This is a genomic window from Phaeobacter sp. JH20_29 (assembly GCF_048056175.1).
GTDB classification, from domain to species: Bacteria; Pseudomonadota; Alphaproteobacteria; order Rhodobacterales; family Rhodobacteraceae; genus Phaeobacter; species Phaeobacter bryozoorum.
The window spans coordinates 50,492-63,513 of sequence record NZ_JAYMWO010000003.1; the positions used below are offsets into that span (position 1 = coordinate 50,492).

Sequence of the window (13,022 nt, forward strand, 5' to 3'; positions counted from 1 at the left end):
TCAATGCAACCGCAGGGATTGGTCTGTAATGCCCTTGTTAGAGTCTGAATTTATGGATCCCAAGCGCGCAGCTGACCCGGAACAGGTCTAGCCGACAAGCTGCTTCGGCGCGGCGTCACCCTTCGCGAGGGGGCGAGGAAAACTCACCTCAAAGACCGCACCACGAGGCTGGGCCGCCGAAACCTGCACGGTTCCGCCCCAGCTCTCCACGGTTTTCTTGATAAACGCCAGCCCCAGCCCGCTGCCTTCGGTCGAGGAGGACAGCCGGTGGAACGGGGCAAAGATCCGCTCGCGGTGTTCCTCCGGGATGCCCGGACCATCGTCGCGCACCGAGATCGTCACCGCATCGGGACCGGTTTTCGCGCTCAGCACCACATGGCCGCGTTCCCGGTCGTGATGCTGAAAGGCGTTGGCGATCAGGTTGCGCATCACCATGTCAAAGGCGATCGGATTGACCTGTAGTTCCGGCATCCCCGCTTCGATGATCACCTCGAAACCGGCGCGCGGTCCTGCCAGTTCCAGCACCTCATGCAGGCGCTGCGATGGCTCGATCACCTCCGCCTGATGGCTCTCGCTATGGGTGGTGGAATAGACCAGCAGATCCTGCACCAGCTGCATCATCCGCTGCGACAGGCGTTCCATTTCAACCCAGTTGGAGCGGACGCCGTCGGGCAGATCTATCCCGGCTTCCTGCATGTCCTCGGCCACGAAATCAATCAGGTTGAGCAGGCTGAACAAAGGCGCCTTCAGATCATGTGCCGCAATGGCGGAGAAGGTGCGCAGATCCTCGTTGACCACCTCCAGCGACCGGGCCTGCGCGGCAATCAGATCCTGCTGTTCCTGCAAGCGGGTCACATCCACCCGCAGGGAGGCAAAATGCCGGGGCCCCAGCTTGACATCGCGGGCCTGAAACACCCGGCCATCCGTCGCGCGCACTGTCCGTGGCTCGGATCTTCCACGCTGCAGATCCTCAACAACCTGATCAACAAGGGATACAATCTGCGCATCGGTGTAGGGGTTTTCGATGGTGCCATCCATATAGGATTTCACGATCATCTGCTGCATCGTCGCGCCCTTTTTCAGGGCCGCCACCATGCCGGGAAAGATCAGTTCAAACCCATGGTTCCAATGCACCGCCCGCAGGTTGTGATCATAGATCACGATGGCCGCAGCCACCTCATCCAGTGCCTCAACCAGCAGTTGGTCGCCAGCGCGATCCCTCAGCAACTGATTGGATTTGTTGCGATAATAATGGAACCAATAGCCCAGCGTCAGGATGACCGCCACCAGAACGGCACCGATCAGCAGGCCCCAGCGCACCAGAATATTGTCCCAGATCGTGCGCGACTGGCCAAACCATTTCTTGTCCAGATCGCGCAGCAAGTTGGCGTCAACACTTGCGGCGATGGCGGCGTCCAGCTCATCGCGCAGCGCCTCCTGCCCCGGCGCCACCAGGAACCCATAGGGGCTGCTGACCAGCGGCGGTGACAGCACCCGGACATGGTCGTCAACCTCAGCCATACGCAGCCGCCGCAGGAAACTGTTGTGGCCTGACACCACCACATCAATCTCACCGGTCAGAAACGGCAGGATCTGGGTGTCCATCGAGGCAAATTCGACCATCTCGGTGAAGGGGATCTGGCGGGCACCGTCAACGGCGAAACTGCCGCTGACCACGCCGATATCCATTCCAGCGAGATCATCCAGCTCGTAGATCTGATCGCTCTTGCGGACAAAGGCCCGCATCTCAAACGATCCAAGCGTGCGCGTGGCCAGCCCGGCGCTCAACCGCTCCGGCGTCAGCGCCAGAAGCGATGTCACATCCGCCCGGCCCAGACGCAGCTCATCCAGCATACCGGCCGGGTTTGTGTTGGGCTGAAACACGACCTCCCGCCCCGCCGCGCTGGCGATATGCCGCATCAGGTCGATCGACACGCCCTTTGGATATCCGTCAATATCGGTAAAGGAATAGGGCGGGTATTCCTCATAGGTCATCCGGATCGGTTCGGCCTGCCCCATGCTGGCCAAAGTCGGAGCACCGACGAGAGCGAAGAACAGCAATACCGCCAGGCGCCGCATCGTGAATGTAAATAGTACCTGCAAGTGCCGTCCCGCTGTGCATACCCCTCAAGCCACCCATCTGGCCAAAAATGTCTGAACCTATCGTTAAAACGGGACGGTACCTACAGTTTTACCCATTAATCCCCGTAAAAAGCGCCCCAGCCGCCGAGGTCGACAGCTGGGGCGAACAGAACAGACGGGTGAGCGGCCATTCCGGGCAGCCCTCAGTCCAGGGTATCCTCGATCAATGCCAGCAGGGCCTCCACCTGCGCGGGGTCGAGGCTGCGGCCCTTGAGGTCGATTCGCACCGCCGTCGGCGCCACCTCAGCCGACAGGTCCCCTCCCGATTGCAGCCGCCGCGCGGCCAGCCGGGTGACCTGCCGGGGGCGCCCACCACGCGGCTTGGCCTCCGCCACCGGGTCCATATCCGACAGCGCGGTTTCCAGAAGCCGCCATTCCGCCCGCTCATCCGCCGGATCCACCCCGGCCAGCGCGGCACGCAGGGCGCCCTGCCCGCCCGACCGCAGCGCCGCTGCCAGTTTCAGCCCGGCCTTCTCCGACAGCGCATTGGGATAGCGCAGCAGATCGCCCAGCCCCTCATGCACGGCGGCAAAGCTGCGCACCTTGGAGCGTTTCGCCTTGGAAGCCGCCGCAAACAGCGCCTCAACCGCCGCCTCGACCGAGGCAAACACCCCCTGCCCCGCCACCAGCACCGCAATGCGCCCGCGTTCATAGGGCGTCAGATTGGCGCGCAGCTCGTTTTCCTCGATCATCGCCACATAGGCGCCCGCACTGTCCGCGCCCCGCCGCAGAAACGCGGGGATCTCGGCAAACCCGTCTTCGCTCCGGTTCAGCCGCGCATAGGCTTCCAGACGGCGAAAGCCCGACACCAGACCGTAGCCATCGTCCAGCGCAATCACCTCAACCGGGCTGCGCAGACCATGGGCGCGGATAGAACTGATCAGCTCGTCCAGCTCCTCCTCGTCGATCTGCATCCGGTCGCGGCGCAGATAGTCGCGGTCAATCTCTGCCAGCGGAATGCGCAGCACGGTTTCCCCGGCAGTCTCAGCCGCGCGCCAGCGTTCGGCGTCTGCCTTGTCGCGGGCCATCTCGACCCGGTCCGCCACCGCCGCCATCCCGCGCAGCTGTGCCGCCTCGGCCGAGACCTTGGCAATCGGCGGCGCGCTGGCCGGGACGCCACCGGGCGCCGGGTCAAAGGGGTTGATGCCGGGTTTCGCGGCGAAACCCTCCTCGATGGCTTCGATTTCGGACGCGTCGGGGGCGCTCAGCCGTCTGCGTTTTGCCATGTTACTCCGCCTCTTCCATCTGGGTGTCACGCCACCAGCTGCCGATGAGCAGCTCCTTGAACTCCGCATAGGTCCGATCAAAGGTTTCGCGACCGCGTACATAGGTATCGCGGTTGAAGTCGCGATAGTCTGCTTCGTAGATCCCATTCACCTGTTCTCCCGCCTGCCCAACAAGGGCGGTGACATCCTGACGGTAGGCGTTCATGAAATCTCCGAAATAGGCCTGGATCACATTCGCCATGTCCGTCTGCTGACTGGCGTCAAAGCGCGTGATCAGCGCCCTTACTACATCCCATTCAAATTTAATTTCCGGCAAACCCGCCGCGCGCTGTGCCATATTCTCGCCCTCCTCGATGGAGGCGAAGGTGGAATAAAGCATGTCGAAGAACCGACCCGTAGAGTCGAACTCCAGAAACGATGCCCCCAGCGGCACCAGCAGGATATCCGCCGCCGCCAGCGCGTTGATGGTCAGATAGCCAAGCGCCGGGGGGGTGTCGAGGAAGACGATATCGTAATCGTCCAGAATGCCCTCCTGCTCGAGGAAGTTGCTCAGCGCATCCCACAGCGGCCAGCTGCGCAGCCCCATGCGCCAGACCGGAATCTGGAATTCCGCCCAATACAGGTTCAGCTGCGCGCCGATCAGATCAATATTCGACCAATGGGTTTTCTGGATGACGTTTCGCGACGAAACCCGCAGCGCCTCGTTCAATGTCTCATCCAGCGGCAGTTCCGGCTCTCCGGCGGCGGCGCGCACGGCGTTTTCCGCAACCACGGATTTGGCGTAATCCTTGGCGATCAGCGGAAAGACGGTGGACCATTCGTCCTCAACCTTGCCGCCCAGGATTGAGGTCATCGACCCCTGGCTGTCCAGATCAATGACCAGCACCTTGTAGCCATCCAGCGCAGCCGACATCGCCAGATGCGCCGCTGTCGAGGTCTTGCCAACGCCGCCTTTGAAATTGGCAACCGCCGTCACCTTGGCCGGCACGCCCTTGGGCCGGTAGGGCAGATATTCCTTGGTCGAGATCCCTTCGGAGGCAAAATGCCGCCGCAGCGCCAGCACCTCCTCCAGAGTGAACCATTTGGAGCCGCCTTCTCCCTCGCCCTGCGGCAGGTCGGGGTGGTTCTTCAACACCCGGCGCAGATGCTGTGGCGCGACCGGGATCAGATAGCGGGTGATCTCCCAGGTGGAGAATTTACGCAGCCGTTTTTCGCCGTCGGGCGCATAGCCGCGCCGGGCCAGATCCTCGCGCCCTTTGGTGCACATGGCGGCGGCCTTGGCGAACCGTGTGGTCTGGATCGGATCCGGCAGTTTGGCGGCGGCCTGTTTGGGATCCAGATTGAAATACGGGGGCAGGGGAGGCGATGTCATGTTGCGGCTCGATCTCGGTGCATGTGGATGCGTGTTATCGCGCGTGTTTTCTATTTGCGCTTATATGCCAGAGAATAGGGAACATCTTGCAGGCTGCCTAGGTCATATGGACCCGCAAGGGCAATTTTTGCAGGTGCTTCAATTCACCTCCGCCCGGTTTCGCCGCGAAACGTTCGGCTTTTCCTTGGAAAACTCAAAAATAGATGACAGTTAAACGTTTATATTTTTTAGAATCTTTAGAGTCTTTGGTTCCGGTTTAACATTCAATTACAGTCAGTTACCCCAGTTTGGGGACCCGCATCCGGTACAAGAGGCACCTGGACACGGGATGAAAGGCACCCGTATGCGGGATAACAGGCGCCTGAAGGCGGGGCAAAAGGCGCCGATTCTCAGGATGGCGCTGCACATCGGCAGTCCGGTGTCAGAGGTGTTGCCAGCCCGATGCTAGACCGAATGACAGCCATAAAACAGAGCCTGTTGCGCCATTTTTGACACTGATTGGCGGAAATCCCTGTTGCGCCCCCAGCGCGCGCTCTGGGCCTCTGCCGCGCAACGGCGGGTCGGATCATGCGATCATGGGGCATCGCCGCGATTCGCAACAGGGCGTCATTTGCCACGATTGATCCCGTGAACGGGTCCCTTTCGGCGTGGCGGTGGCCGCTGCCCGGAACCGGTGCCAAAGACAAATGTCGGCCGACGTAATAACAAAGGAACCCATGTGCGGTTGTCGCATAGGTTCCTTTTGTGGCAGGGTATGGCGCAATTGAGGCCCATGATGACAGGCAGTGATTCCATGGCAGAGCCCGGCTTTGACACAGAGCGGCTGACCGGCGCGTTGACCCGCGAAACGGTCAAGAAGAATGTCGCCGCGATCCATATCAGCGGCAAGCTGACGCTGTTGCAGCGCAAGCTGTCGAATGTGCTGCTGCTCAATGCCTATGATACACTGACCTCGGCGCGCAGCCATACCATCGACGCGCGCACTCTGGCGATGATGGTGGGGTATAACTCCAACGATATCGACAGTCTGCGCGCCAGCCTGCGGGCGCTGGCCGAAACCGTTGCCGAATGGGACATGCTGGACGAACAGGGCCATCAGGAATGGGGCGTCTCGTCACTGCTCAGCTTTGCCAAGTTGAAGAATGGGATCTGCGAATATGCCTATTCGCCGGAGCTGGCCAAGAAACTGCACGACCCCAAGATCTTTGCCCTGATCAACGTCAAGATTCAGCGCAATTTCAGCTCCGGTCACGGGCTGGCGCTTTATGAAAACTGCTATCGTTTTGTGCGCACCGGATCGACCGGCTGGTGGGGGCTCGATATCTTTCGCAAGCTGATGGGGGTGGATGGCTCCGCCTACTATGAGAGTTTCAAACATCTCAACGCCAAGATCATCAAACCGGCGGTGGCCGAGGTCAATAAATCCTCCGATATCATCATCGAGCCGCAGACCCGCAAGAAAGGCCGCGCGGTCAGCGAAATCCGTTTCCTGATCCGTGAAAATCCGCAGATGGCGATGTTCCAGATCGACGACAGCGACGGGCTGCGCCAGCAACCGGTCTATAAGGCGCTGCGCGGGCAGGGCGTGTCAGACCGTCTGGCGCGGCAATGGATCACCGAACACGGGCCGGATTACGTTCAGCAAAAACTGGATTACGTGGCCGGGCAGGGCGCGGTGAAATCGCGGCTTGGCTATCTGCGGGCGGCGATTGACGGCGATTACAGCGCGACAGCAGAGGCCGGAACCCCGCCGCCGATCACAGCCGAGGAGGAGGCCCGCATCCGCGAGGCCCGTCTGGCACGCGAGGCGGAGGCCGCCGCAGAGGCCGCCGCCTTTGACGCCCGCGCCGCAGCCCGCCGGGACCGGGCGCGGCATCTGGAAACTGTCGAGGCGCTGGTTTCGCGGCGAAACCCGACCCAGCGTGACGCAGACAAACGGCTGTTCCTGTCGCGGCTGGAGAGCGATCTGGACCGCGAGCATTTCCGTCAGCACGGCTGGCGCTCGGCGCTCAATGCTGCGGCCATCATCGCCTTCTGGCGTGAGCTGGAGCCGGAGGCCTTCGACAGCTAGCGCGGTCCCGGCAGGGGGCGCAAGGGAACCAACAGCGGTCTGCCGCGTTGGTCCGGCATGGTCTATTTTCTATTCAACCCCTTTGCGCTGAGCCTGCTGCGGACGCTGCTGGCGGTCCTGCTGTCGGGTCTTGCCGCCCTGATCCTGCTGTCGATGCTGACCCAACCGGCCCGCGCGGGCGGAGCGCAGGCGCTGGATCCTGCAGGGGTCGGATCTGTCGCGCCGTTTGCTCGACCCGCCGCACCGGGGTCGTGACCGCCCGCTGTCATTTTTCACCTGCCTATGCCGCAGGCACCATCGTCAGGAACCCTCGCCATGTCCGCAGACCGCACCACCGATCATTCCACCCGTGATTTCGCCTGGGCCGTGCCGATCATGCGGGCGGGCTACGCCGGGCGCGGGCTGGTCTACCTGCTGGTTGCGGGGCTGTCGCTCTGGTCGATCCTGAATGGCGGAGAGGCGGAGGGCACCGCCGAGACGATGCAGCGGTTTCGCAGCGGCTGGGGCATCGCGGTGCTGCTGGTGATCGCGCTGGCGATGCTGGCCTATGCCATCTGGAGGGCCGTGGACGGGATCTGGGATCTTGAAGATTATGGCAGCGACCTCAAAGGAGTGGTGGCAAGGGCCGGGATGATCATCACCGGTCTGGTGCATCTGGGGCTGGCCGCGCTTGCCATCATTGTTGCGGTTGGGGTCAGCCGGGGCGGTGGCGACACTGGCGTCGTACAGCAGCTGTTTGCCTCTCCGATGGGTCAGCTGGCGGCGGGGATCATCGGGGTGATCACCATCGCCGTCGGCTTCTACTATCTGCACAAGGCCTGGACGCAGGGCTACCTTGACCATCTACAGGGCAACCCGGTCACCCGCCATCTGAACATGGCGCTGCGCATCGGGCTGGCCGGGCAGGGGGTTGCAGTGGGCATCATCGGCCTGCTGATCGTACAGGCCGCCACCTATTCCTCCCGCAGCGAGGCGGGTGGTCTGGGGTCGGCCTTTGACTGGCTGCAATCCAAAGCCTATGGCCAGGCGCTGGTGATTGCCCTCTGCCTTGGTCTTCTGGGGTTTGGCCTGTTCTGCTTTGTCAACGCGCGCTACCGGATCGTGCCACGGGCCGATGCCTCCGGCACGCCGTCGCTGCGGCAATTGCTGAACGGCTAAGGCCGTTCCCCGACCAAGCGATCATGCGACCGCGCCACACCGGCGCGTGCCTCTCCGCGCAGGGGCGGAGCCGGGAGGTCAGGCCAGCACGCGGATATAGCCCGCCAGCCCGGTTTTCTGATGTTCGATCACATGGCAGTGAAACGCCCAGTCGCCGGGATTGTCGGCCACCAGTGCCACCTCGATGATTTCATCCTTCAGCAGCAGCGCGGTATCGGTCCAGTTGGACGGCAGGCTGCGCCGGTTCGACCGCAGCGGGCGGAACACCAGACCATGCAGGTGGATCGGATGGGCGTTGGGGCTTTCATTGCGCAGCCGCAGGATCACGCTTTCGCCGCGGTTGAGCACCAGCAGCGGGGCGGCGCCGGGGGTCTCGGGAGCGGCAGCGTCACCGGGCCAGGGTTTGCGGTTGATCGACCAGAAGCTATAGCCCAGCGAGCCGCAATAACCGTTCTCCTGCGCGCCGCCTTCGGGCGTCCAGCCAAAAACCAGATCCTCGGTGCGCGCTTTGGTCAGATCCGGCTCAGGCACGTCATTGGCGGGCAGCGGCGACTGCTCGGCCAGATCGCGGCCAAGGCTGGGACCGGTGGCGCGGATCCGGGCCAGACGGCGGGGTCCGCCGGGAAAGTCGGTCATCACATCGACATAGGCGCCTTCGATGCGGGGCATCTGCACCGCGATATCCAGACGTTGGCCGGGTGACAGCAGGGCAGGGGCCGTATCCGTGGGCCAGTTGATGGCCTCGCGCAGCGGGTGACCATCGGCGGCAATCACCTGACCGGAGGCACCCAGCACAAAGGGTTTGTAGATCCGCGTGGTATCGGTGGCCGCAAGCCGCAGCCGCGCCAGCCCGCCGGTGGGGGCCTCATAGGTCGGGTCGCTGTCCCAATTGGCGGTTATGATGGTGCCAAAGGTGCCCGCCCGCGCCGCCCCGCGCGCAGTCCACAGCTTCAGCCATTCGCCATTGGGGCGCAGCCGGAAATCGCGCAGGTTCAGGGCAATATCGGCGTCAAATCCGGGGTCTTCGGCCTCGTCCACCACCAGCACGCCGGTCAGCCCCATGGCCATCTGGTTCATCGTCATGCAATGCGGGTGATACCAATAGGTGCCGGCATCCATCGGGGTGAAGTGGTAGTCGAAACTCTCCCCCTCGCCGATGGGGAACTGCGTCAGATAGGGCACCCCGTCCATGGCATTGTCCAGCCGGATGCCGTGCCAGTGCATCGCTGTGTAATCGGGCAGGGTATTGGTGACCCGCGCGGCAAAGGGCTGACCCTGTTTAATGCGGATGACCGGCGGCGGCCCGTCAGGGCGGGTCGAGATCAGATCATCAGTGGGCTGATCGGCGATGGTATAGCGGGCGCGCTGGATGTGGATCGGCAGAGGCACCGCCGTGGGTTGGGCGCTGGCCCGCGCCCTGGCCGGGGTGGTGAGCTGTGCGCCCGCCAGCCCCAGTGGCGCCAGCATCCCGGCGGCCCCTGTCAATTGCAGCGCGCGGCGGCGGCTCAGGCGGGGCGAAGGTCTGTCTGCAGTCATGGTTCTACCGGTTGCGGGAGAGGCTGCGGGCAGGCTAGCGGGTTTGGCTGGCGGGTGTAAGATCCGGCGACAGGGCTGCGGCGGAATTACCCGCCCTCTATGCGCCGGTCAGCGAGCCGCGGGCCTGCCGCAGGACGGTGCCGATCTTGCGGAACAGATCGGCGCGCACGCTGGTTGGCCGCCAGCCGAGGGTCACCCGGCGCGGGCAGGCATCGGCAAGCGGCGTCATCACCACATCCTGTCCCGCCGCAACCCCGGCATCGACCGCGAGATCGGGCAGCAGGGTGATCCCCAGCCCCTCGCTCACCATGGAGATCAGGGTGGAGAGCGAGGTGGCGGCAAAACTGTCGTCGCGCTGGATATCGCGATCGGGAAAGGCGCTGAGCGCGTGATGATGCAGACAATGGCCCTGTTCGAGCAACAGCAGCTGTCGCCCGTCCAGATCGGCCCCGCGAAGGGCGGTGTCGGCCCCGGCGCTGAGGTCAGAGGCGGGCGGCGGCGCGGCAAGGTGATAGCCGTCGTCGAACAGATGCAGGGTTTCCAGCCCGGAGGCGGCATAGGGTTCGGCATAGATCACCAGATCCAGCCGCCCGCTGTGGACGCCTTCCAGCAGCTGGCCGGTCAGTTCCTCGCGCAGGTAGAGTTGCAGATCGGGAAAGCTGGATTTCAGCGCAGGCATGGCGCGGGGGATCAGGAAGGGACCGATGGTGGGGATTGCGCCCATCCGCAGGGTGCCGCCTTCGGGTCTGGCCTGAGCGGCGGCAAGCTCCTCGATCTCGCGGCTGTCCTGCAACAGCTTGCGGGCGCGTTCGGCAATCTGGGCGCCGACCGGGGTGAGGATGACCGAGCGTTTGGTGCGCTCTGCCAGGGTGACGCCGAGCCGCTCTTCCAGCTCGCGCAGGCCGACGCTGAGCGTCGGCTGGCTGACAAAGCATCTGGCGGCGGCGCGGGAAAAGTTCAGCTCATCCGCAACCGCCACAAGGAAGCGCAGCTGTCGCAGGGTGAGGCTGGTGTTATAGGGGGCGTCTATCATCATGCGGTTTTTAATCCGGTTTTACGAAGGCAGGCAAGCTGTGCCGATCAGGTTCTCGCCCCGACTCAGGTGGCATGTGCTAGGGTGGGCGACAGCAGGGGACGGGGAATTTCTGATAGCTATTTCCTATATAAGAAATCCTGATTTATCATTTCTTATAATCACGATCCACTGCTAGCCTTTGCCCGGAGAGGCCCGGTCCCGGCGTATTGTCAGGGAGGAATGCCGGTGCGTCATGACCCAAGACCCAGGAGAGACAACATGCAGCAAGGTGACGGAAACACAGGCGGAAAATGCCCGGTTCTGCACGGAAGCAACACCAACACCAGCGCCGGTGTGGCAGATTGGTGGCCCAATGCGCTGAACCTCGACATCCTGCACCAGCACGACCGCAAGACCGACCCGATGCCCGAGGGGTTCGACTACCGCGAGGCGGTGAAATCCCTGGATGTTGAGGCGCTGAAGGCGGATCTGACGGCGCTGATGACCGACAGCCAGAGCTGGTGGCCCGCCGATTGGGGCACCTATGCGGGTCTGATGGTGCGGATGGCCTGGCATTCGGCCGGCACCTACCGCGCGGCGGATGGCCGGGGTGGGGCGACCACCGGCAACCAGCGCTTTGCACCGCTGAACTCCTGGCCGGACAACGTCAATCTGGACAAGGCGCGCCGTCTGCTGTGGCCGATCAAACAGAAATACGGCAACAGCCTGTCCTGGGCCGATCTGATCGCACTGGCGGGCAATATTGCTTATGAGTCCGTTGGCTTGCCGACCTATGGTTTCTCCTTTGGCCGCGAGGATATCTGGTCGCCGGAAAAAGACGTCTACTGGGGCGCGGAAAAGGAATGGCTGGCCGCAGGGCGCTATGAGGATGGCGCGGATCGTGACTCGCTTGCCAATCCGCTGGCGGCCGTACAGATGGGCCTGATCTATGTGAACCCCGAAGGTGTCGGCGGCGAACCGGATCCGCTGCGCACGGCGCAGGATGTGCGGATCACCTTTGAACGTATGGCAATGAACGACGAGGAAACCGTGGCGCTGACCGCAGGGGGCCACACCATCGGCAAGGCGCATGGCAATGGCCGCGCCGATGCCATTGGCAATGATCCCGAAGGCGGCAGCCTGATCGAACAGGGTCTGGGCTGGAGCAACAGCAACGGCACCGGCCATGGGCGCGACACCATGTCCAGCGGCATCGAAGGCGCCTGGACCACCAATCCGACCAAATGGGACAACGGCTATTTCTACCTGCTGTTCACCTACGACTGGGAGCTGAAGAAAAGCCCGGCAGGCGCCTGGCAGTGGGAGCCGGTCAACATCAAGGAAGAGGACAAGCCGGTGGATGTGGAGGATCCCTCGATCCGTCACAACCCGATCATGACCGATGCGGATATGGCGATGATCAAGGACCCGGAATACCGCAAGATCTCCGAACGGTTCTACAAGGATCCGGCCTATTTCGCGGATGTCTTTGCCCGCGCCTGGTTCAAGCTGCTGCACCGCGATATGGGGCCGCGCAACCGGTATATCGGCCCGGAGGCGCCGCAGGAGGATCTGATCTGGCAGGACAATGTGCCCGCTGGCAGCACCGGCTATGACGTGGCCGCGACCAGGCAGCTGCTGCGCGATTGCGGCCTGTCGCAGGCCGATATGATCGCCACCGCCTGGGACAGCGCGCGGACCTTCCGTGGATCTGACCTGCGCGGCGGGGCCAATGGCGCCCGGATCCGTCTGGCGCCGCAGAAGGACTGGGTTGGCAATGAGCCGGAGCGTCTGGGTCGCGTGCTGGAAACCTATGAAGGGATTGCCGAAAAGAGCGGCGCGAGCCTTGCCGATGTGATCGTGCTGGGGGGAGCTGTGGCGATTGAGGCCGCCGCCGAGGCTGCCGGTTTCGCCTCCGAGGTGCCCTTTGCCCCCGGTCGTGGCGATGCCAGCGCCGAGCAGACCGATGTTGCCTCTTTTGCGGTGCTGGAGCCGGTTCACGATGCTTTCCGCAACTGGCTGAAGGGCGATTTCTCCGCCTCGGCGGTGGAGATGATGCTGGATCGGGCCCATCTGATGGGGCTGACCGCCAAGGAAATGACGGTTCTGATCGGCGGCCTGCGGGTGCTGGGGGTCAACCATGGCGGCCGCAAGCATGGGGTCTTTACCAACCGCGAAGGCGTGCTGAGCACCGATTTCTTTGTCAACCTGCTGGACATGGGCAATGTCTGGCGCGCGGCGGGCGATGAGGTCTATGAGGTCGCGGATCGCCAGAGCGGCGATGTGAAATGGACCGCCACCAATGTGGATCTGGTGTTCGGCTCCAATTCCATCCTGCGCGCCTATGCCGAGGTCTATGCCCAGGATGACAACCGCGAGAAATTCGTCAGGGATTTCGTCGCAGCCTGGACCAAGGTGATGAACGCCGACCGGTTCGATCTGCACTGACCCCATCCGATTTCACGGATGATGACCTAAACGACCCCGTCCGGCAGCTGATGC

At 63.1% G+C, this 13,022-nt stretch carries 9 protein-coding genes; 4 read left to right on the plus strand and 5 right to left on the minus strand.

All coding sequences use genetic code 11. The features are described from left to right. Positions 1-87: 87 nt before the first annotated feature. The 3 genes from VWZ85_RS01495 to VWZ85_RS01505 form a co-directional block, all read right to left on the minus strand. Positions 88-2,103 (minus strand): ATP-binding protein, encoded by a 2,016-nt coding sequence (locus tag VWZ85_RS01495; RefSeq protein ID WP_416586724.1) that lies wholly within the window; start codon positions 2,101-2,103, stop codon positions 88-90. 182 nt (positions 2,104-2,285) lie between these two features. Continuing rightward, complete coding sequence (locus VWZ85_RS01500) at positions 2,286-3,368, minus strand: ParB/RepB/Spo0J family partition protein (protein WP_416586727.1); 1,083 nt, start codon at positions 3,366-3,368, stop codon at positions 2,286-2,288. 1 nt (position 3,369) lies between these two features. Next, complete coding sequence (locus VWZ85_RS01505) at positions 3,370-4,740, minus strand: AAA family ATPase (RefSeq protein WP_340547776.1); 1,371 nt, start codon at positions 4,738-4,740, stop codon at positions 3,370-3,372. 793 nt (positions 4,741-5,533) lie between these two features. Here VWZ85_RS01505 and VWZ85_RS01510 point away from each other — a divergent pair. Genes VWZ85_RS01510 through VWZ85_RS01520 form a run of 3 tightly spaced genes read left to right on the plus strand, consistent with a single transcriptional unit; the run spans position 5,534 to position 7,969 of the window. After that, complete coding sequence (locus VWZ85_RS01510) at positions 5,534-6,811, plus strand: replication initiation protein (RefSeq protein WP_416537900.1); 1,278 nt, start codon at positions 5,534-5,536, stop codon at positions 6,809-6,811. Between the two features lie 57 nt (positions 6,812-6,868). Further along, on the plus strand, positions 6,869-7,066 hold the full coding sequence (locus tag VWZ85_RS01515; protein WP_416586730.1) for a hypothetical protein: 198 nt from the start codon (positions 6,869-6,871) through the stop codon (positions 7,064-7,066). 60 nt (positions 7,067-7,126) lie between these two features. Then, on the plus strand, positions 7,127-7,969 hold the full coding sequence (locus tag VWZ85_RS01520) for a DUF1206 domain-containing protein (RefSeq protein ID WP_416586733.1): 843 nt from the start codon (positions 7,127-7,129) through the stop codon (positions 7,967-7,969). A 78-nt stretch (positions 7,970-8,047) separates the two neighbouring features. On the opposite strand, the gene VWZ85_RS01525 is transcribed toward VWZ85_RS01520, so the two are convergent. Further along, positions 8,048-9,505 (minus strand): multicopper oxidase family protein, encoded by a 1,458-nt coding sequence (locus VWZ85_RS01525; RefSeq protein ID WP_416586736.1) that lies wholly within the window; start codon positions 9,503-9,505, stop codon positions 8,048-8,050. 97 nt (positions 9,506-9,602) lie between these two features. Next, positions 9,603-10,541 (minus strand): hydrogen peroxide-inducible genes activator, encoded by a 939-nt coding sequence (locus VWZ85_RS01530; protein WP_416586738.1) that lies wholly within the window; start codon positions 10,539-10,541, stop codon positions 9,603-9,605. A 258-nt stretch (positions 10,542-10,799) separates the two neighbouring features. On the opposite strand from VWZ85_RS01530, the gene katG reads away from it, so the two are divergent. Next, positions 10,800-12,968: a catalase/peroxidase HPI gene (katG, locus tag VWZ85_RS01535; RefSeq protein ID WP_416586741.1), complete on the plus strand. Its 2,169-nt coding sequence runs from the start codon at positions 10,800-10,802 to the stop codon at positions 12,966-12,968. Positions 12,969-13,022: the final 54 nt, after the last annotated feature.

Coding starts and splice junctions, on each gene's coding strand:
- VWZ85_RS01500 (WP_416586727.1), bottom strand. CDS start 3,368: ATGGCAAAACGCAGACGGCTGAGCGCCCCCGACGCGTCCGAAATCGAA.
- katG (WP_416586741.1), top strand. CDS start 10,800: ATGCAGCAAGGTGACGGAAACACAGGCGGAAAATGCCCGGTTCTGCAC.
- VWZ85_RS01515 (WP_416586730.1), top strand. CDS start 6,869: ATGGTCTATTTTCTATTCAACCCCTTTGCGCTGAGCCTGCTGCGGACG.
- VWZ85_RS01505 (WP_340547776.1), bottom strand. CDS start 4,740: ATGACATCGCCTCCCCTGCCCCCGTATTTCAATCTGGATCCCAAACAG.
- VWZ85_RS01525 (WP_416586736.1), bottom strand. CDS start 9,505: ATGACTGCAGACAGACCTTCGCCCCGCCTGAGCCGCCGCCGCGCGCTG.
- VWZ85_RS01530 (WP_416586738.1), bottom strand. CDS start 10,541: ATGATGATAGACGCCCCCTATAACACCAGCCTCACCCTGCGACAGCTG.
- VWZ85_RS01520 (WP_416586733.1), top strand. CDS start 7,127: ATGTCCGCAGACCGCACCACCGATCATTCCACCCGTGATTTCGCCTGG.
- VWZ85_RS01510 (WP_416537900.1), top strand. CDS start 5,534: ATGGCAGAGCCCGGCTTTGACACAGAGCGGCTGACCGGCGCGTTGACC.